Source organism: Limnospira fusiformis SAG 85.79 (assembly GCF_012516315.1).
Classification (GTDB): domain Bacteria; phylum Cyanobacteriota; class Cyanobacteriia; order Cyanobacteriales; family Microcoleaceae; genus Limnospira; species Limnospira fusiformis.
In genome coordinates this window covers 4259370-4279355 of sequence record NZ_CP051185.1, presented here as the reverse complement: position 1 = coordinate 4279355, position 19986 = coordinate 4259370, and the positions used below count along the sequence as shown (strand labels likewise).

18 protein-coding genes and 6 pseudogenes are annotated in these 19986 nt (G+C 44.9%); 12 read left to right on the top strand and 12 right to left on the bottom strand.

What is annotated here, in order from left to right:
• Window positions 1-303 precede the first annotated feature (303 nt).
• Both hmpF and HFV01_RS19995 read right to left on the bottom strand, forming a co-directional pair.
• Entirely contained in the window at window positions 304-2055 is a 1752-nt protein-coding gene (hmpF, locus tag HFV01_RS20000; protein WP_006620975.1) for a pilus motility taxis protein HmpF, read from the bottom strand.
• A 516-nt stretch (window positions 2056-2571) separates the two neighbouring features.
• Window positions 2572-3768: pseudogene (locus HFV01_RS19995) on the bottom strand (group II intron reverse transcriptase); the annotation flags it as partial.
• A gap of 484 nt (window positions 3769-4252) precedes the next feature.
• Between HFV01_RS19995 and HFV01_RS19990 the strand changes: the two are divergent.
• Complete coding sequence (locus HFV01_RS19990) at window positions 4253-4420, top strand: hypothetical protein (RefSeq protein WP_193520468.1); 168 nt, start codon at window positions 4253-4255, stop codon at window positions 4418-4420.
• A gap of 274 nt (window positions 4421-4694) precedes the next feature.
• On the opposite strand, the gene HFV01_RS19985 is transcribed toward HFV01_RS19990, so the two are convergent.
• From HFV01_RS19985 to HFV01_RS19975, 3 genes are all read right to left on the bottom strand, one after another.
• Window positions 4695-5571 (bottom strand): IS630-like element ISAtsp1 family transposase gene (locus tag HFV01_RS19985; RefSeq protein ID WP_193520331.1). Its coding sequence is split into 2 segments (ribosomal slippage): window positions 4695-5240 and window positions 5242-5571, totalling 876 coding nucleotides; the frame shifts between segments, so codons are not numbered across the junction.
• On the bottom strand, window positions 5555-5746 hold the full coding sequence (locus tag HFV01_RS19980) for a hypothetical protein (protein ID WP_071533519.1): 192 nt from the start codon (window positions 5744-5746) through the stop codon (window positions 5555-5557). Before HFV01_RS19980 ends, HFV01_RS19985 begins: the two co-directional genes overlap by 17 nt.
• Before the next feature lie 50 nt (window positions 5747-5796).
• Window positions 5797-6478 (bottom strand): IS1-like element ISArma2 family transposase gene (locus HFV01_RS19975; RefSeq protein WP_085937431.1). Its coding sequence is split into 2 segments (ribosomal slippage): window positions 5797-6159 and window positions 6161-6478, totalling 681 coding nucleotides; the frame shifts between segments, so codons are not numbered across the junction.
• On the opposite strand from HFV01_RS19975, the gene HFV01_RS19970 reads away from it, so the two are divergent.
• Complete coding sequence (locus HFV01_RS19970) at window positions 6386-6601, top strand: hypothetical protein (protein WP_162198534.1); 216 nt, start codon at window positions 6386-6388, stop codon at window positions 6599-6601. The two genes, HFV01_RS19975 and HFV01_RS19970, sit on opposite strands and share 93 nt — an antisense overlap.
• Here the strand turns inward: HFV01_RS19970 and HFV01_RS31015 are convergent.
• Window positions 6519-6698 (bottom strand): annotated as a pseudogene (locus tag HFV01_RS31015) (HNH endonuclease); the annotation flags it as partial. The gene HFV01_RS19970 and the pseudogene HFV01_RS31015 overlap by 83 nt on opposite strands.
• Before the next feature lie 567 nt (window positions 6699-7265).
• Here HFV01_RS31015 and HFV01_RS19965 point away from each other — a divergent pair.
• Window positions 7266-7487, top strand: a complete 222-nt coding sequence (locus HFV01_RS19965) for a hypothetical protein (RefSeq protein ID WP_193520191.1) — start codon at window positions 7266-7268, stop codon at window positions 7485-7487.
• Window positions 7488-7605: 118 nt separating this feature from the next.
• Here HFV01_RS19965 and HFV01_RS19960 read toward each other — a convergent pair whose 3' ends face one another.
• Together HFV01_RS19960 and HFV01_RS19955 are read right to left on the bottom strand one after the other, a co-directional pair.
• Window positions 7606-7851, bottom strand: a complete 246-nt coding sequence (locus HFV01_RS19960; RefSeq protein ID WP_048894957.1) for a reverse transcriptase N-terminal domain-containing protein — start codon at window positions 7849-7851, stop codon at window positions 7606-7608.
• Window positions 7852-7874: 23 nt separating this feature from the next.
• Window positions 7875-8750, bottom strand: a complete 876-nt coding sequence (locus tag HFV01_RS19955) for an IS630 family transposase (protein ID WP_006620968.1) — start codon at window positions 8748-8750, stop codon at window positions 7875-7877.
• Window positions 8751-8808: 58 nt separating this feature from the next.
• Here HFV01_RS19955 and HFV01_RS31010 point away from each other — a divergent pair.
• Window positions 8809-8988: pseudogene (locus tag HFV01_RS31010) on the top strand (hypothetical protein); the annotation flags it as partial.
• Between the two features lie 388 nt (window positions 8989-9376).
• On the opposite strand, the gene HFV01_RS19950 reads toward HFV01_RS31010, so the two are convergent.
• Window positions 9377-9571: a hypothetical protein gene (locus tag HFV01_RS19950; protein WP_081587639.1), complete on the bottom strand. Its 195-nt coding sequence runs from the start codon at window positions 9569-9571 to the stop codon at window positions 9377-9379.
• Window positions 9572-9856: 285 nt separating this feature from the next.
• On the opposite strand from HFV01_RS19950, the pseudogene HFV01_RS19945 reads away from it, so the two are divergent.
• Window positions 9857-10424, top strand: a pseudogene (locus tag HFV01_RS19945) (reverse transcriptase N-terminal domain-containing protein); the annotation flags it as partial.
• A gap of 222 nt (window positions 10425-10646) precedes the next feature.
• Here HFV01_RS19945 and HFV01_RS19940 read toward each other — a convergent pair.
• On the bottom strand, window positions 10647-10814 hold the full coding sequence (locus HFV01_RS19940) for a hypothetical protein (protein WP_193520468.1): 168 nt from the start codon (window positions 10812-10814) through the stop codon (window positions 10647-10649).
• A 483-nt stretch (window positions 10815-11297) separates the two neighbouring features.
• Here HFV01_RS19940 and HFV01_RS19935 point away from each other — a divergent pair.
• From HFV01_RS19935 to HFV01_RS19925, 3 genes and pseudogenes are all read left to right on the top strand, one after another.
• Window positions 11298-12545 (top strand): annotated as a pseudogene (locus HFV01_RS19935) (group II intron reverse transcriptase); the annotation flags it as partial.
• Between the two features lie 88 nt (window positions 12546-12633).
• The gene (locus tag HFV01_RS19930; protein ID WP_006670669.1) at window positions 12634-13620 is read left to right on the top strand and encodes a transaldolase; all 987 of its coding nucleotides are present in this window, start codon (window positions 12634-12636) and stop codon (window positions 13618-13620) included.
• 240 nt (window positions 13621-13860) lie between these two features.
• The gene (locus HFV01_RS19925; RefSeq protein WP_006616710.1) at window positions 13861-14229 is read left to right on the top strand and encodes a cyclic nucleotide-binding domain-containing protein; all 369 of its coding nucleotides are present in this window, start codon (window positions 13861-13863) and stop codon (window positions 14227-14229) included.
• Window positions 14230-14240: 11 nt separating this feature from the next.
• Here the strand turns inward: HFV01_RS19925 and HFV01_RS19920 are convergent, their stop codons facing one another.
• On the bottom strand, window positions 14241-15395 hold the full coding sequence (locus HFV01_RS19920) for an ATP-dependent 6-phosphofructokinase (RefSeq protein WP_006620963.1): 1155 nt from the start codon (window positions 15393-15395) through the stop codon (window positions 14241-14243).
• A gap of 727 nt (window positions 15396-16122) precedes the next feature.
• On the opposite strand from HFV01_RS19920, the gene gap reads away from it, so the two are divergent.
• The 3 genes from gap (at window position 16123) to hypB (ending at window position 18484) form a co-directional block, all read left to right on the top strand.
• A complete protein-coding gene (gene gap, locus HFV01_RS19915; protein WP_006620962.1) occupies window positions 16123-17145 on the top strand; it encodes a type I glyceraldehyde-3-phosphate dehydrogenase in 1023 nt (340 codons plus the stop codon).
• Window positions 17146-17267: 122 nt separating this feature from the next.
• Entirely contained in the window at window positions 17268-17609 is a 342-nt protein-coding gene (hypA, locus tag HFV01_RS19910) for a hydrogenase maturation nickel metallochaperone HypA (RefSeq protein WP_006620961.1), read from the top strand.
• A 218-nt stretch (window positions 17610-17827) separates the two neighbouring features.
• Window positions 17828-18484, top strand: a complete 657-nt coding sequence (gene hypB / locus HFV01_RS19905; RefSeq protein WP_488193806.1) for a hydrogenase nickel incorporation protein HypB — start codon at window positions 17828-17830, stop codon at window positions 18482-18484.
• Here the strand turns inward: hypB and HFV01_RS19900 are convergent.
• Complete coding sequence (locus HFV01_RS19900; protein ID WP_006670668.1) at window positions 18464-18610, bottom strand: hypothetical protein; 147 nt, start codon at window positions 18608-18610, stop codon at window positions 18464-18466. The two genes, hypB and HFV01_RS19900, sit on opposite strands and share 21 nt — an antisense overlap.
• A gap of 77 nt (window positions 18611-18687) precedes the next feature.
• Between HFV01_RS19900 and HFV01_RS31005 the strand changes: the two are divergent.
• Window positions 18688-19941, top strand: a pseudogene (locus HFV01_RS31005) (site-specific integrase); the annotation flags it as partial.
• Between the last annotated feature and the right edge of the window lie 45 nt (window positions 19942-19986).

Here is a 19986-nt window from a genome sequence, read left to right as displayed (position 1 = left end):
GAGCCGTGTGAGGTGAAAATCTCAAGCACGGTTTTGAATGGGAGGGGATGGAGGTGACTCCATTCTCGACCCCTACCCGATTTGTTACAGAGCGTGTTGACCTTGGGTTCCCTGCCTAATTTTGGTATCTTGGGATACAAAACTTAGGGACATATAAACAGTTATGGGGTCGGTCAGGAGTGCGTTCCTTGTATTCCGCCTAGGGGATGAAACCCCCACCAGGCGGCTATTTCAGGTATTTCAACCCTATTTCATGCCTGAAGGTTTCGCACTTATGACTTGTTTCTGGGTTTCATCCTCAGTTTAGGAAATCAGACCAGATATTAGTTGACTAAGTTCTCCTTGTGTTTGAGTTTGCTGTTGGCTGAGTTCCTGAATTTGATTAAATTGTGTTAACAACGATTCGATCTGCTCTTGTAAATTATTCCAGTTTTCCTCAAGGGATGGTAGTAATTCTTCATAGAGATTAGCGCGACCTTGAATTTCAGCTAACGTTTGTTTTTGTTTAATCCAACTCTGTTCTTGGGCTTCTAGTTGCTGACGTTTCTGTTCCTGTTCAGTTTCTTGTTGGGACAATTGCGCGTCCGTGTTAGAAATTTCAGTTTTTAATTGTTCCGTGCGATCGCGCAACTGCTCAAGTTCACTTCGGCTGGCTTGCTGCTGTTTTTCAATAGCAGCCAGAATTGACGGAAAGCCAAGAGCAACCCCCATATCAACAGTTCCGGCGCTACCTTGTCGTTGTAGCAAAACCGCTTGATACTGGTTCATGTGGTCTTCCCTTTCCCCCAAAGTCCGACGCTGTCCTTCTAGGGTTTTATTCAGCATTTGATAGGCATCTTGTTCATCGGCTAGATCCGATTCTTTCTGAGCGCGAACGCTCCCAGAAGCCCGATTAATTTCCTGTTGAAGTTCCTCAATTTCCTCTTGTTTGTATTTGAGTTCCTCTTCTTGTTCTTTAACCATGCGGAACCATCGATCCCATTCTTCCTGCAAGCGTTGAACTTCCGCCTGTAGTTGTTCAATGGGCATTTTCTGCAAGGGTGCCGTATCTACCTTAACTCCAGAAGTGGAACGACTAGCAACCGACTCAGAAAGACGTTGCAGTTGCTCTAACAGGGCCTGTCGGTATTCAATATTTTGTTCTAATCGCTGAATTTGTTGTTCATTGAATTCCAACAGATTTTGGCGGGAGTTCAGTTGTGCCCGATCATTTAACAACGTGATGTGGGACTGATGCCATTCTGACCACTGATGGCGCAGTGTAGTCACTTGGTCTACCTCCTGCTGCAACTCAGAAGCACGGTTGCGGTGTTCTTCCATTTGCTGACGGTAGGTTTGTCCTACAGAGATGCCATCATTGATCTGGTTTTGGGCTCGCTCTATCAATTCTCTGAGAGACTCGATAGAGTTACCACCTGAGAGTAGCTCCAGAAGTGCTTGCATTTCTTGGGCTTTTTCTGGGCTTAATCCTTTATGGGTTTCCAGTTCTGCCCGCTGTTCCTCAAGCGATCGCTTTTCTTCTTCAAGTTGCGATCGGCTACTCTCAACTTCGTGGCGAGCCTTGTCTATTTCAGCTCGCAGTTTCTCCTCTTGTTGTTTGCTCCTTTCCAGGCTCTGTCGCTGTTGTTCGAGCTTATCGAGTTCAGCTTCCAGATGATCCATCTGTTCTCGCCGAGATTCCATTTCCATTTCTCGGCGATTTAGTTCTTGTTCTCGGCGATTTAGTTCTTGAGTTTGGTAGGTGAGGGATTCTTTCCACTGTTCGATTTCTTCTTGTTGATTTTTGAATCTGTCTTGCAATCGGGAAAAATCTTCAAGAATTCTGACCAGTTTTTTGCCGTCCTCGATGCGCTGAACTTGTTTGCTGGCATTGAGTTCGACTAACACTAGAGCGCCATCCTTATAGCTGTTGGCATCCTCCGCCGGAACCAGATCGTCCCCCGGTACGGCGCTCCAATTGTTCTCGCCCCGCTGACAAACCAGCAACTTGAGTTCAGCCCGACCGCCACCTATAAAACCACTTTTCTGCTTTTGTACTTCCGCTAAATAAAGCACGGTGATTATCCTCTGATGCTGTTTAAGCTTTATTCCTAGGTTTAATCATATTCTGGTTTTCGATGTTAACAGTGGGTTGTTGACTGACCTTTAGTGAGGTACTCCCGACACTGATGCCAGATTATGGTGCGGGCTTCTCCCACAAGCTCGTGTATTACCACCGCTTATCGGGTTCGAGCCTTTTATAGTGAGTATTCCGCCTAGCCCCACTATCCAATATTTTCTCCAAATGTGACGATAGCAGTCCCCGCTGGTTATAATTACGCTTGAACATGGTAGCACACACCGCACCAATTCATCTGACCCGATCACAATGGAATGGGCTATCTGGAGCGCTGGAGTATCACAATATTTAAGTTTACCCTACTTTTGACCAAAGCTAATGGGATACAAGCCCCGCAGCAATTCTCATTTTGGCGAAAACCTGTTCAAGTCCCCGATTAGGGGTCGAGAATGGAGTCGCCTCCATCCCCTCCCATTCAGAACCGTGCGTGAAAGTTTCCCTTCACACGGCTCCTAGTTTGACTGCTCCATTGTTAAGGACACAGCGTTGGCCTTGTCAAGTGCCGTCTTATCGTCGCGGGTGTGGCGGTGTAATAGCTGAAGATTTTTGTATTCATCCTTTCCACCGAGGCTTCGAGGTACAATGTGGTCTACTTCAATTAGGTCTGATGGGGTAAAGTATTGCCCACACCAGGTACACTTGCCTTTTTGCTTTTTGAGTAGTTTTGCTACCCTAATTGGCGTGTCGATTGCTTGTCCTTTTCTGGTTGCCCAGTAAGTCCAGTTTCCGTCGTATGGTGTTGCATCAGGGCGTATTGTGGTATGTCTGACAATCGGAGTCCAATTATGTTTCCATAGTTGAAATCCATCTTTAGTCTTGAATAACCAAGATTCATGTCTTTCTTTCCCATTGCTAAGTTTAACCGTTCCTTGTTGGAAGTAGTTTCCTAGCTTCTCGTAGTTTGCCTTTCTGCATCTTGATACTGTCCATGCCCGTAACATTAACCAGACTATGTTATCCAGTTTATTGAAGGTCTCAGATGAGACTACCCCTGAGTAGTAGTTTGACCATCCCTTTATACTTGGGTTTAGTTTGCTTATCAGAGCTGATTGGGGTGCTGTTTTATGTTGTTTTATTACACCCTTAATTACTTCTGTATGAGCTTTAACTGCTTTATTGCTGGGTTTGATGTGGGTTTTGAACCTTTTTTGACTTTTCCCAGATTTATATTTTCCTACCGGATATTGCCTAACATTGAATCCTCAAAAATCAAACCCAGGTTCCTCAGTCTTGCCGTTGTACTCAATGGGATTGAGTGTGTAGCAAATTCGAGTCTTTTCAGGTTTTATTTCTAGTCCAACAGGTTTTAGCCACTCGGAAATAGCAGTTTTGCACTGTTCAATGATTTCTAGTGATGGGGATATCACAACAAAGTCATCAGCGTATCTTATAACAGTAGCTTGTGCTCTGTTTGCTTTCTTGGGATACATTGTTTTTATGAGCCTAACCATGCCATCCAGTGCGATGTTGGCGAGTATTGGACTTATTACCCCTCCTTGAGGTGTCCCTGATTCTGTATCCTCAAATACACCGTTGTCTAGCACCCCAGCTTTGAGCCATTGTTTCAGGTCTTTCTTGAGGTTGCTTGGACAATGAATTTTGGACAGTAGGTAATCATGGTTTATTCGGTCAAAGCATTTAGCTATGTCCGGTAGGGGTCGAGAGGGAAGTCGCCTTCCCCCACTCCCATTCAAAACCGTGCTTGATACTTTCGCATCGCACGGCTCCTGATGTAGATACCCCTTGGCAACGGGAACAGAGTTACCAACCCCTGCTTTTGTACTTCAACTTTTGGAGCTAAATACAACATCGTAGTGTTTAAACTCGCTTTCGCCGTTAAACTCCTGTTGATTGCAGTAACTATATCTACACCGTGACTAGTGGGCATATCCTAACCATTACAATTAGGCTTTGGCTTTCAGTCACATCCCTTCCCCTTAAAGGCATACGATTACACTTTCACTACTCAACAAGATGTACTTGTCGAGAGCCTAAAAGGGGTTTAAACGTTCCGTTTATACGGGCATTCCATCTTTAGATTTGTCCTATCCACCGGGGTACATTAAAGGTCTGTGCACAACTTTCGTTGCTTCTGGGTAGTATATACAAACCCCCACTTTTCCCCTTGTTCTTTTGAACGCAGCGTGTCAACCTATTTCGCTACTTTATATTGACGATGGTTCAAGCCGGACATTCGGTTTCCCTAATCATGGATGGTTGGCAGTGGTCTCGTTTCTGGTGTTGGGTTACACCTCGGAACCTTCCGTTCCCCGCTTCAATCTGACGGGTTGTGAATCCTGAAACTGGGGGTGGCTATCGCCGTTACTCTCAACGTCCTGATTTCTCAGTTTGTTTATGACCTTGAGTCCCCTGCCTTGCTTAGATTTCTCCAAGCGTCGGGACATATAAACAGTTATGGGATGGTCAGGAATATGAATTCCTTATATTCCACCAAGGAGTGAAAGTCCCATTAGGAGGTTATTTCGGGCATCGCAGCCCTATTTCACTCCTAAACGTTTCGCACGAATCCAGTATATAATAACCTCCTTTGTTTATATAGTATTAGTCAAGGTGGTTAGGACGCAGCTTTGAGAACGGAATCCATGGCATCATGGAGAGAATCAAACTGCTCAATGCAGTGGCGAATACGGGCTTTCAGCCACGACCAACATTTCTCTATCTTGTTGAGGTCTGGCGAATAAGGTGGTAGATAGAGTAAACGGCATTGAGCTGCCTCCACCAGTTCAGCAATCCGTCCCCCTTTATGAAACGTTGCATTGTCCAATACTAGAGTCTGACCTGGCTTCAATGTTGGAATTAAGATGAACTCCAACCACAACTCAAACACTGTCCGATGACAACAACCCTCAAAGCTAAAGGGAGCTAAGAGTTGTTGATGACACCATGCGGCTATCATACTTACCCTGCCCTGCCTCTTCCCTGATTTGAGTGCATGGAAGCGTTTTCCTTCCTCGCAGTAACCATAAGGGTAATCCGAGTCCTGACTATTCATGCCGGCTTCATCGAGGTAGACCACTTCTTGTGGCTCCATCTGTTCAATCTGAGCAATAAACTCCTCTCGCTGTTGCTCATCACGTTCTTGGTAGCCGTAAGTTTTTTTTTCTGGTGAAGCCAATTTTCTTCAAGGCTCTGGATATGGTGCGAGGAGAGATGTCGTCATCCCAAAGTTCAGCCATTTGAGCTGCTGTTTTGTCGCCATGCTCTTGGGCAAAAGCCTTGAATTTTTCCCAGTCGGTAATTTTGTGGTTATTGCCAGGTCGGTGATGAGGTTTAGGGAGGAAGTCTCCGGTCTGTGCTTTTCTTTGCAGCCAGAGATTAATGGTGTTCCTGCTGACATGGAAAACTTGACTGGCTTCTGTTTTGGGCATACCGTCTAGTTCAATGGCATCAATAACTTTTTGTCTGAGGTCGTAACTATAGGGGGCTGGCATTTTTGGTCTTCTTAGTCATCTCGTCCTCTCCATTATACGTCCTAAGTGTTCTGTCTTGTGCTATACTTTGGTAGATTCTGGATATTGCATCGTGGGCTGACCGTCCAGGACGGAACCCATAGCTTGTGCTTTCAAATCTCGATTCCCATTCAGGTTCGAGAGCCGACTTAACCAAGGCTTGCCTTGCTCTATCTTGGATTGTGGGTATTGCACAGTGAGGAATGATTAAGAGAACGGAGGAAGTTGTCCATGCTTCAAATAATAGATAAGTAAGCGAATTGATTTGTACAACATCTCAGTGGACTTGGAATCACACAAAGTTTTGCGATGTAGCCTGGCTAAATAGTGCCTCAGACGGCAGTTTTCTCCTTCTACTCTTGTCATAGCCGTTTTGCTGACTAGATGATTGCAATCCTCAATTAAGCAAGGATAAACTTTGTATCCGTCCGTAATATATAGAAAACCAGCCCAGCCCTGAATCATTTGCCATAATGTGGTAAAAGTCAGCAATGAGCGGTCGCCTATGACAAACTTCAGAATTCCAGGCAGTTTGGTATTCACAACTGTCCAGACCCAGATGGTTTTTTTTTGAACCCACAAAAGTCTGAAGCTCATCAATTTGAGCTATTTCAGGAATTTCATAGTTTGCCTCATCAATGTGGGTTTCTGCAACTCTAACCCAGTTAAGTATTGTGTTGTGAGAAATACCAGTGACTCTCTCAATGGCTCGAAATCCCATGCCATTGAGGGACATTTTCACACAAAGCTCTTTGACATCAGAACTGTAACCTCCAGGACAGGGATTTTCTCGAAATTGGCGACCACATTCACGGCACAGGTAACTCTGTTTTCCCTGACGATGACCATTTTTGACTACTTTATGGCTTTGGCAATAAGGACAATTTATCTTGATTTATTTGAGAATATCATTTTCTATGATGCAACACCTGGATTGTGGGTATTCCTAGAGGGCGTTTTTCATCCCTTCCAGGTTTTGGTATCCACACCCGTCGCAGTGGTTTTGTTTTGAGGTTTCCCTTAATGCTCTCAACAAGCTCAAACCTTGGCCTTGGAGAGATTACTCTTACTCCATCGACTCCAGCCGTTTTCTTGCCTTGATTATCTTGGGGGGCGGGTTTATTAAGCTGACTGTTGGGAAGCATGGCTGACCGTGGAACCCGCCCCTACAGCCGTACTGCTAAGAGTCGGGTTATGGTCGAAAGGGAAGTCACCTTCCCCAACTCCACTTCCAAACCGTACTTGAGACTTTCACCTCATACGGCTCCTAATGTAGATACCCTTTTTGTCACTAGGAACAGGGTTACGAACCCCCGCTTTATGATTCCAACTTTGGGAGCTTGGCATACAACTCGTAGTCTTTAAACTCGCTCTCGTCATATTACTCCTACTTGTCGCAGTCTCTATATCTACACCGTGACTAGTGGGCATATCCTAATCATTACAATTAGGCATTGGCTTTCAGTCACATCCTTTCCCCTCAATGGTATACGCTTACACTTTTCACTACTCCTTGTGAGTAATATTGCTCACTTTTTTGATAAGGAGAACCAATGAGGAGTTTAAACGTTCCGTTTATATGGGCATTCCATCTTTAGACTTGTCCTCTCCACCGGGGTACTTAAAAAGGTCTGTGTAGGTGTTTTATGCAAAACCCTACTTTTCCCCTTGCTCTTTTGAGCGCAGCGTGGCAACCTATTACGCTGCTAAATCATTACGATGGTTCAAGCCAGACATTCGGTTTCCCTAGTCATGGATGGTTGGCAGTGGTCGCATTTGGTAGTAGGTTCTACCTCACGCCTTCCGTTCCCCGCTTCAATCCCAGAATCGTGTATCCTGAAATTGGGGGTGGCTATCGCCTTTACTCTCTACTCCCTGATTTCTCAGTTTGTTTATGACCTTGAGTCCCCTGCCTTGCTCAGATTTCTCCAAGCGTCGGGACATATAAACAGTTATGGGATGGTCAGGATACGAGTCCCTTATATTCCACCAAGGGGTGGAAGTCCCACTAGGAGGCTATTTCGGGCATTGCATCCCTATTTCACTCCTAAACGTCTCGCACGCATAATATGATTTCACCAATAGACGTTGCCACCTTCTAGCCTTTGCATCCTGTCCCGATTTAGCTGCTTGAAATATACTCTTTTGGAGCTTGAAAACTTTCCGTTGAACCTTAGTCCATGGGATTACTTTCCATGCGTTGTTCGTAGTCTTGATTGGTTTTGGTTTCCCAAACCCTTTCTTTAAACTCGCTATCGCCATATATATAGCACTAGTCAATACGGTTAGGACGCAGCCTTGAGAACGGAATCCATGGCATCATGGAGAGAATCAAACTGCTCAATACCGTGGCGAATACGGGCTTTCAGCCACGACCAACATTTCTCTATCTTGTTGAGGTCTGGCGAATAAGGCGGAAGATAGAGTAAACGGCATTGAGCTGCCTCCACCAGTTCAGCAATCCGCCCCCCTTTATGAAACGTTGCATTGTCTAGCACTAGAGTCTGACCTGGCTTCAGTGTTGGAATTAAGATGAACTCCAACCACAACTCAAACACTGTCCGATTACAACAACCCTCAAAGCTAAAGGGGGCTAAGAGTTGTTGATCACACCATGGGGCCATATAGCTCACCCTGCCCTGCCTCTTCCCTGATTTGAGGGCATGGAAGCGTTTTCCTTCCTCGCAGTAACCATAAGGATAATCCGAGTCTTGACTATTCATGCCAGCTTCATCGAGGTAAACCAACCCTTCCGGCTCCATCTGTTCAATCTGAGCAATAAACTCCTCTCGCTGTTGCTTCCAACGTTCTTGGTAGCCGTAAGTTTTTTTTCTGGTGAAGCCAATTTTCTTCAAGGCTCTGGATATGGTGCGAGGAGAGATGTCGTCATCCCAAAGTTCAGCCATTGGAGCGGAGGTTTGATCGCCATGCTCTTGGGCAAAAGCCTTGAATTTATGCCAGTCGGTAATTTTGTGGTTATTGCCAGGTGGGTGATTAGGTTTAGGGAGGAAGTCTCCGGTCTGTGCTTTTCTTTGCAGCCAGAGATTAATGGCGTTCCGGCTGACATGGAAAACTTGACTGGCTTCTGTTTTGGGCATACCGTCTAGTTCAATTGTATCAATAACTTTTTGTCTGAGGTCGTAACTGTAGGGGGCTGGCATTTTGGGTCTTCTGTAGATATCCTTGCCATTATACGTCCTAACTGTTCTGTTTTGTGCTATACCTCGAAGCCTCGGCGGAAAGGATGAATACAAGAATCTTCAGCTATTACACCGCCACACCCGCGATGATAAGACGGCACTTGATAACGCTAACGCTGTATCCTTCACAAGGGAGCAATTAAACCAGGAGCCGTGTGAAGGGAAACTTTCACGCACGGTTCTGAAAGGGAGGAGATAGAGGTGACTCTATTTTCGACCCCTAATAAATAGTGAATCATGTTCAGTAGTCAATGGATGTTTTAGGGGCTATTCATCAGGGTAGTAGCTAGAAGGCTAACTCACTTGACCAGAGGATGAGCAGCCATGAACAGTTATCAATCATGGCTGATTGCTATAATGGATGAAACTGTGCGAGACGTTCAGGCATGAAATAGGGTTGCAATACCCGAAATAACCGCCTGGTGGGGATTTCAACCCCTTGGTTGAATATAAGGAGCGCACTCCTGACCATCCCCATAACTGTTTATATGTCCCGACGATTTGTATCTTTATGATACCAAATCAAGGCAGGGAACCCAAGGTCAAAACGCAAAACCGGAAATCTTAACGATTCCTCAACAATTGCGTCAAGAGTAACGGCGATAGCCACCCCCAGTTTTGGGAATCACAACCCCAGGATTGAAGCGGGGAACGGAAGGCGTGAAGTAGAACCTACTACCAGATGCGACCACTGCCAACCATCCATGATTAGGGAAACCGAATGTCCGGCTTGAACCATCGTAACCATTAAGTAGCGAAATGGGTTGACACGCTACGTTCAAAAGAGCAAGGGGAAAAGAAGAGGTTTTGTTTCACCATCTTCATAGACCTTTAAAAGTACCCCGGTGGATAGGACAAATCTACAGATGGAATGCCCATATAAACGGAACGTTGTAACCCCTTTTAGGCTCTGATAATCTGGTCGAGAAAGTCAGTAGTGAAAAGTGTAAGCGTAAGCCTATTAGGGGGTGAGATGTGACCAGAAGCCAATGCCCGACTGTAATGCTAGGGATATGTTAACGGGTCACGGTTTGATTGTACAAGAATAGAGTCTAGTAGGAGTTACTATGACGAAAGCGAGTTTAAAGAAAGGATTTGAGAAATCAAAACCAATCAAGACGTGCGTTTGTATCGAAAGCTATTCCATGGGCGAAAGTTCAGAGAAAAGTTTTCAAGCTCCAAAAGAGGATATTTCAAGCAGCTAAATCGGGACAGGACGCAAAGGCACGAAGGTTGCAACGTCTACTGGTGAAGTCACATTATGCCCGACTCTTAGCAGTGCGACGAGTGACTCAAGACAATCAAGGCAAGAAAACAGCCGGTGTTGATGGAATGAGAGCAATCTCTCCAAGGCAAAGGTTTGAAATTGTTAAGAACATCAAGGGAAACCTCAAAGCAAAACCACTGCGACGGGTGTGGATTCCAAAACCTGGAAGGGATGAAAAACGCCCCCTGGGAATACCTGCTATCCAAGACAGAGCAAGGCAAGCCTTGGTTAAATCGGCTCTCGAACCTGAATGGGAATCGAGATTTGAAAGCACAAGCTATGGGTTTCGTCCCGGACGGTCAGCCCACGACGCAATATCCAGAATCTTTCAAAGTATAAACAAAGGAGGTTATTATATTCTGGATTCGTGCGAAACGTTTAGGAGTGAAATAGGGCTGCGATGCCCGAAATAACCTCCTAATGGGACTTTCACCCCTTGGTGGAATATAAGGAATTCATATTCCTGACCATCCCATAACTGTTTATATGTCCCGACGCTTGGAGAAATCTAAGCAAGGCAGGGGACTCAAGGTCATAAACAAACTGAGAAATCAGGACGTTGAGAGTAACGGCGATAGCCACCCCCAGTTTCAGGATTCACAACCCGTCAGATTGAAGCGGGGAACGGAAGGTTCCGAGGTGTAACCCAACACCAGAAACGAGACCACTGCCAACCATCCATGATTAGGGAAACCGAATGTCCGGCTTGAACCATCGTCAATATAAAGTAGCGAAATAGGTTGACACGCTGCGTTCAAAAGAACAAGGGGAAAAGTGGGGGTTTGTATATACTACCCAGAAGCAACGAAAGTTGTGCACAGACCTTTAATGTACCCCGGTGGATAGGACAAATCTAAAGATGGAATGCCCGTATAAACGGAACGTTTAAACCCCTTTTAGGCTCTCGACAAGTACATCTTGTTGAGTAGTGAAAGTGTAATCGTATGCCTTTAAGGGGAAGGGATGTGACTGAAAGCCAAAGCCTAATTGTAATGGTTAGGATATGCCCACTAGTCACGGTGTAGATATAGTTACTGCAATCAACAGGAGTTTAACAGCGAAAGCGAGTTTAAACACTACGATGTTGTATTTAGCTCCAAAAGTTGAAGTACAAAAGCAGGGGTTGGTAACTCTGTTCCCGTTGCCAAGGGGTATCTACATCAGGAGCCGTGTGATGCGAAAGTATCAAGCACGGTTTTGAATGGGAGTGGGGGAAGGCGACTTCCCTCTCGACCCCTACAGATATAGCGAAATGTTTTGACCGAATAAACCATGATTATCTACTATCCAAAATTCATTGTCCGAGCAGCCTGAAGAAAGACCTGAAACAATGACTCAAAGCAGGTGTGCTAGATAACGGCGCATTTGAAGATACAGAAACAGGGACACCTCAAGGAGGGGTAATAAGTCCACTCCTAGCTAACATTGCACTGGATGGCATGGTTAGGTTAATTGAGAAACTGTATCCGAAAAGTACCAATGGTAAACCTTATGCCACGGTAATAAGATACGCCGATGATTTTGTGGTCATATCCAAAGACTTAGGAATCATTGAACAGTGCAAAACTGCTATTTCCGAATGGTTAAAACCTGTTGGACTAGAAATAAAACCTGAAAAAACTCGAATTTGCCACACACTCAATCCTATTGAGTACAATGGTAAAACAGAAAAACCAGGGTTCGACTTTCTTGGATTCAATATCAGGCAATACCCGGCAGGAAAATATAAATCTGGGAAACTTGGGGGAAGAAGAAAAGGAGGCTTCTTATTTAATAAAACCCCCCACAAACTATTAGGATTCAAAACTCACATAAAACCCAGCAACAAAGCAGTTAAAGCCCATACACAAACGATTAAAGGTGTAATAAAACAACTTAAAACAGCACCTCAATCAGCCCTGATTAGCAAGCTAAACCCGGTAATACGGGGATGGTCAAACTACTACTCAGGGGTAGTCTCATCAGAGACCTTCGTTAAGCTAGACCACACAGCGTGGCTAATGTTAAGGGCATGGACAGTATCAAGATGCGGAAAGGCAAACCACGAAAAGCTAGGAAACTACTTCCACAAAGGAACGGTTAAACTTAGCAATGGGAAAGAAAGACATGAATCTTGGTTATTCCAGACCGAAGATGGATTCCAACTATGGAAACATAATTGGACTCCGATTGTTAGACACACCCTAATACGCCCTGACGCAACACCATACGACGGAAACTGGACTTACTGGGCAACCAGAAAAGGACAAGCAATCGACACGCCCAACAGGGTAGCAAAACTACTCAAAAAACAAAAAGGTAGATGTACCTGGTGTGGACAGTATTTCGCACCATCGGATATAGTTGAAGTAGACCACATTGTACCTTGAAGCTCAGGCGGAAAGGATGAATACAAAAACCTTCAACTATTACATCGCCATTGTCACGATGATAAAACGGCACTAGATAACGCCAACGCTGTATCCTTAACAATGGAACAATCAGACTAGGAGCCGTGTGAAGGGAAACTTTCACGCACTGTTTTGAATGGGAGGGGGTAGAGGCGACTCTACTCTCGACCCCTAATAGGAGCTAAAAATGTCCAACACTTTGTTAAAACAACTGCGAGATTTTACTATTGTTGTTGCTGATACTGGGGATATCAAAGCTATTCACAACTTTACCCCCCAAGATGCCACTACTAACCCATCTTTGATTACAGCAGCAGCAGGGATGCCAGAATATCAAGGTATTGTTGATGATACCCTGAAACAAGCTCGCGCTGAACTAGGAACCGAAGCGACTCCGAAAGATGTAGCTACCCGAGCCACGGACCGTTTAGCCGTGGCTTTTGGGTTACAAATTCTGGAAATTATTCCGGGTCGCGTCTCGACAGAAGTTGATGCTCGTTTATCTTATGATACTGAAGGCACGCTCGCTACAGCTCGTTATCTGATTTCTGAATATGAATCCCACGGTGTTTCACGCGATCGCATTTTGATTAAAATTGCCTCAACTTGGGAAGGAATTCGCGCCGCCGAAATCTTGGAAAAAGAGGGAATTCACTGTAATCTTACCCTATTATTTGGATTTCATCAAGCTGTAGCCTGTGCTGAAGCTGGAGTGACGTTAATTTCTCCTTTTGTAGGTCGCATTTTAGACTGGTATAAAAAGAAGACCGGACGGGAAAATTATGCCCCTCATGAAGACCCTGGGGTGCAATCTGTTACCCAAATTTATAACTACTACAAAAAATTCGGCTATCCCACGGAAGTGATGGGAGCGAGTTTCCGTAATATTGGCGAAATCACTGAACTGGCTGGCTGTGATTTACTCACAATTTCTCCGAGTCTTCTTGAAGAACTTGATACTAAAACGGGAGATTTACCCCGCAAACTCGACCCCGAATTAGCTAAATCATCGGACATAGAAAAAATCTCAATGGATGGGTCAACCTTTGCTAAAATGCACAAGGAAGATCCGATGGCTTCCGAAAAATTAGAGGAAGGAATCAAGGGGTTTTCTAAGGCTTTAGAATCCTTGGAAGACCTACTCGCCGAACGATTAACTATCCTCGAAAGTTAGGAAACTTTAACCCATGCGGATTAAGAGTTATGACCTGTTGAAGACCCCGATGGAGATGGATTTATCACCCGTAAAGAATGGGCGGGAACCGATCCTGTTTCTCAGGATTTAGATGACAATAAGGATGGTCGGACTACTCCCCCTATCTTACTCCCTCTCCCAGAAGGAGAGGGAGTAAGATAGGGAGTTTTATTACCTGTTTCTCATTGTCCATTGTCAATTGTCAATTATCCATTAGCTATGTTAGAACCTGCACAAACTGTCCAAATTTTTGAAAACCTGCCGGAGCAGATTTTATCGGCCGGAGAGGTAATTTTTGAAGAAGGAGAACCCGGCGATTTAATGTACGGTATTCTTGAGGGGGAAGTAGATTTTGTGGTGAAGGGAAAAGTAATTGAAACCCTGAAAAAGGGGGATGTGTTTGGGGAAGGAGCCCTAGTTCATCCAGAGAAAACTCGCGCCTCTACAGCCATAGCGAAAACTGGCTGTAAACTGGCAACAATGGATGAACGGCGATTTTTATTCGCCATTCAACAGACCCCCCTATTTGCTTTACTGGTAATGAGAAGTTTCTCTAATCGCCTCCGTAATTTAAAGCGATCGCTTTAATTTCTCAGATATCAGTTCAGTATAGTTTCTGGGGTTTCAATATTGACATTATCCTGATGACCATTTTGGCTGGTGGAACAGGTACTGTGTATTTCTGATTCTTCTCCCAGATAGACACCAAGAGCCCTGGCTGTTTCTATCCAAAATCCATTAGGGTCAAGTAGGCGGGGGCTATTCTGAAATACCTTTTCGAGGGAGACGGTGACAACTTGGTGGTTGCTCCAAGCCACCATTTTGCCATAGTCCTCAGCCGCAATCACATCAACAGCAGTTTTACCAAAAGCGGTAGCCAGCAAGCGATCTTGAGAGGAAGGCGCACCACCCCGCTGGACATGACCAAGGACTGTAGCTCGCGATTCTACCCCTAGTGTAGTTTCAATTTCCGTAGCCACATATTCACCTATACCGCGTAATCGCACTTCTCCCAAAGCATCTTTATAAGACCGGGACTCTCCGCTGGTAGTTTTAGCACCTTCAGCGACGACGACGATCGCAAATTTGCGCTCCCATAAATTCCGTAACTGCTGTATGCGTTTACACAAACCAGAGACAGAATAGCGAATTTCTGGAATCAAGATAGCATCTGCGCCGCCAACAATTCCAGAATGTAGAGCTAAGTGTCCGGTGGTGCGACCCATAACTTCGACAACCATCACCCGATCATGGCTCGCAGCCGTACAGCTAAGGCGATCGAGGGAATCTAAAATTGTACTCACAGCGGAATTAAAACCCACCGAGAGTTCCGTACAAGCGACATCATTATCAATAGTCTTGGGAACCCCTACCAGGTTCATATTGCCCTTTTTCGCCAATTTGTGCAAAATGGCAAGGCTACCGTCTCCACCAATAGCGATCAGAGCATCCAATTCCAAGTCATGGTAGCCAGAAATTACCTCATCAGCTTGAGCCTCGGTATCTCCCTTATTAATGGACCCCAGAATAGTCCCACCCATACTCAGTAACGGGTCAATCCCATGGCGTTCTAATCCATAGCGGTTCAACACAACACTTTTACGCTCAATTAGGCCCTGGGTGGCATAGGGAATGCCCCGTACTTCCCAATTATATTCACAAGTAGCATAATTCACGACCGCGCGAATTACTGCATTCAGACCGGGACAGTCTCCTCCACTGGTCAAAATCCCGATACGCTTACGTTTAGTCATAATATGTAAGCCTCCAAAAGTTAGGAACTTCAATTCTTGCCGATCGCCTTCTCCCGGACAGTTCCAGGTTTTCCATCCCAATCTAGTTTTGGTTTTTGGCCAAATTGGTCGTCAACTTATGCAACCTGTCTTTAGGGATATGGGCAATCTTCCCGTTAAACTGGGCTATCTTGGTTAGTCTGGGCTTTAGTTCTTCGAGCCCATTGAGCCGTTGTTACCGTCACACTTCAAATCCTACAGCCAATCACACCAAAGGATGTATAATTTTGGTTTTTTTTAGTTTTTCTTAACCTGGGTTTAAACCCCGTTACTCAAATTTTACAACTAGATCATATCAGCCGATCGCCACTTATCTAGGAGTTGACAAAATCCCATAATTGTGCATAAATGATATCGGCAAATTTGAGGAAATCCTGACATCAGACCACTAATTTAATATTAATTTAAGATTCTTGGGATGCCCCGAAATTTGAGAAAAGCATATAGCTGTGGTAAGGTGGCTATGGTAATCTCCCCCTAGGGCGATCGCATACTTGTTTAACAATTAATAATTGTTTAAGCTGCATTACCAATCTGCTCTCTGTGGTAGAATACCAGCAGTTGAACTCTGTCCCTTGCTATTTTCTCGGCTAGAAAATTATTTCTAGCCCCAAAATTTTGCTGTTAAAACCAAGTTTTTGACAGTATTTAAACAGTGGTGTTATCCCAACGGAGGATTATCTGAATCATGACAATTAAAGTAGGTATTAACGGATTTGGTCGCATCGGACGCTTAGTCATGCGCTATGGTAGCAAACACCCTGACATTCAGTTTGTCGGCATTAATGATCTAGTCCCGGCTGATGCCTTAGCATACCTGTTAAAATACGACTCTACCCACAAACGTTTTGACGGTCAAGTAGAATCCCAAGATGAAGCCATTGTGGTTAATGGACAAACCATTCGCTGTACATCTATCAAAGATCCCACCCAACTACCATGGAAGGAACTAGGAGTAGATTATGTAGTAGAATCTACTGGCTTATTTACCAACTATGATGGCGCTTATAAGCACATCGAAGCAGGTGCTAAACGGGTAGTTATTTCCGCACCCACCAAAGACCCAGAAAAAGTCAAAACCTTAGTGGTTGGGGTTAACCATCAAGACTTCGATCCAGCTTCTCACCCCATTGTTTCCAATGCTAGTTGTACCACCAACTGTTTAGCGCCGATTTCTAAAGTTATTCAAGACAACTTTGGGTTAGCAGAAGGTCTAATGACCACAGTTCACTCTTTGACGGCGACTCAACCAACGGTAGACGGTCCTAGTCGCAAAGACTGGCGTGGTGGACGTGGTGCGACTCAAAACATCATCCCGGCTTCCACCGGAGCGGCTAAAGCTGTTACCCTAGTATTACCAGAACTAAAAGGCCGTTTAACTGGTATGGCTTTCCGGGTTCCCACTCCTAACGTCTCAGCGGTAGACCTAACTTTCCGCACAGAAAAAGCCACGACCTATGACGAGATTTGTGCAGCGATGAAATCGGCTTCCGAAGGTGCGATGAAAGGCATTTTAGGATACACAGATGAAGATGTAGTTTCTTCGGACTTTATTACGGACGGTCATTCTAGCATTTTTGATGCGGGAGCGGGAATCGAACTGAACTCTAATTTCTTTAAAATAGTATCTTGGTACGATAACGAATGGGGTTATTCCTGTCGCGTAATTGACCTAATGCTATCTATGGCTAAGGCTGACGGTTTACTGTAGTTACCATAGCGATTCTGGTTGGGAGACCCTACGCGATCACATCTTAGGGAAACCCGGTTTTGACAAAAATCGGGTTTCTGGTTTCCTAAAAACAAGTCTCATCTACATCGGAGTAAACGGCGATGCACGAAGTTGGTATTATGGAACAAACTTTAGCGATCGCCTTACAAAAAGCTAAAGAACAGGGCGCTAATCAGATTCACCGTATTAAAATGACAGTAGGCGCTGATTCTGGAGTAGCCGTAGAAGCCCTAGAATTTGCTTTTGATGTCGTGGTTGCTGGAACGATCGCCGCCAAAGCCAAATTCGAGATCGACTATCTCCCGGTTCGCTGTTACTGTCACCACTGTAATCAGGAATTTGAACCCAAAACCTGGTTTTATGAATGTCCCCAGTGTGGCGAACCCAGTCTTGACATTCGCCAAGGAAGAGAATTAGAACTGACATCCTTAGAGGTTTCGTAGTTATGTGTACCAATTGCGGTTGCGCCGTTACACCGGGAAACATCCACATTCACAGTCACGCAACAGATCACGATCACGATCATGGTCACGATCACGATCATGATCACCATCACCACCATGGTCACGATCACGATCATGATCACCATCACCACCATGGTCACGATCATCACCACCACCATGATCATAACCATGATCATCAGCACAGCGAACATCAAACAGTGGATGTTCACACAGCCATCCTTTCCAAAAATGACCGACTCGCGGAAAGAAATCGAGGCTTCTTTTTAGCGAAAAAACTGTTTGCGATCAATGTGCTGTCTTCTCCCGGTTCAGGAAAAACAGCATTACTGGAACGCACTTTATCAGATATGGGTTCCCGTCTCAATAGTGCGGTAATTGTGGGAGACCTGGAAACTGATAATGATGCTCAAAGGTTGCGACGAACCGGAATGCAGGTAGTGCAAATTACGACGGGAAGCGTCTGTCACCTGGAAGCGGAAATGATCTCCCAGGCTTTAAGTAAAATCAACCTGGATAATCTGCAATTATTATTTATCGAAAATGTGGGGAACCTAGTTTGTCCCGCCGCCTACGACCTGGGGGAAAATTTGCGGGTAGCTGTGTTGTCGGTGACGGAAGGAGAAGATAAACCCCTAAAATATCCGACTCTGTTCAAAACTGCCAATATAGCCATCATCAATAAAATCGACATTGCGGAAGCGGTAGGGTTCGATCGCGAAACTGCGATTAACAATATCCGCCGCATTGCACCACAAGCTGAGATTTTGGAGGTATCTGCTCGTACTGGGGAAGGTATGGAAGCCTGGTATGATTACCTGGAGAAGGCTTGTTCGTTAGAAGCGATCGCCATCTAAAATCAGGGATGGGGAGTCTGGAGACTTCCAACGAAGGACTCCACCATAGGTCGTCCCGTGAGTAGTAGTCACACAAAAAACCAGGGGGAATTCAGCCCCAGGGCGAACGATGGGATTCGAAGTCATCAGGATAGCTATAACCCCTATTCTACCGCCATTCTAATGCACTCAAAAGCGATCGCACATTTAGGAGTTAGTGCAAAATGAGTGCAAGTACAAACAGTACACATAGTGGTACATATCAAGGCTTTGAGGATATTCTTGAGTTTTTCAACCTATCCCGCAAACAATGTCCCAAAGGTGTCAGGATTAAGCGTAACCGGGGGACAATTCAGCTAGACATCACTACTGACCCGGAGACGGGAGGGCGTAAGCAGCGAGGATGTAATTGTCAGTTCACTTCTGAGGGTATCCGTAAGGCCGTTGATAAGGCCTGGTTAGTTCATAAATCCCTTGACGGACAATTTCAGTCGGTGTCTGAATGGCTGGACTGGTACAAGGCTACTATCCTTGATGAAAACAAAACCCCTTTGGAAAACGACTTAATCACCTATCGCCAAGTGTTTAAAGAGATGGAAGATGATTACTTTAATGGGGTACACAAGAACACTAAACGGAAGCGCTCTCGCGATATATCAAGTGACCAAAGTTCATTTAAACGCTGTTTTCTTACTGTGTTTAACAAAGTCACAGACTGGGATGTTTATGTGAGCTGGGATGGTATCAAAGAAGCACTGTATAGCCCATTACAGGACGGTAATAGTCCGGTAGGTCACAAAGACTTCAAAAATCGTTACTATCGATTAAGACAAGTAGCAGAACGTGCTGGCTGCAAAAAAGCACTAGAGAAATGAGAAAAGATTGACCCCGCCCAGACAGTGTTTACTAAGTCCCAAAGTATAGATTTAGATACCTTGCTAGGTTTGCTAAATAAGGAACGCAACACTGATTATCGTTCTGTCACAGAAAATCAAGTACGTGATGGCTGGTGTTGGGTGTCGGCAATGTGTGCTTTATACGGGTTGAGACCATCAGAGGTCGCGGCAGTACAAAACCTAAACAAGGTAGTCAAGATTGACGGTATCACTTTCCCGGTCATATCTGACCCTAACAACCTTGAGTTAGTGTTGGTTATTGGTGAGTTTACTTACTTTGGTAGTAGCACCAAAACAGGTCAACGGTTGGCTATCCCAATGTCAAAAGACAAGGCTTTGATTGACCGTCTTGGGATTCATAACGTTTGTTTGCCTATTACAACATCTAAAGACCCTAATGGTTTTAATAATAACCACAGGTTATGGCTTAAACGTCACGATTGGGGCTTTACTCAAGCATTAGCTTTCCGACATCTAGCCAACCAATTAGGTGAGATGAATGGGATACCGCAGGAAATCAGAGCACGTTCATTTGGTCACAGTGTTGCGGTCAATGACAGCAAATATAGCACAAGACAGAATACTTAGGACGTATAATGGAGAGGACGAGATGACTAAGAAGACCAA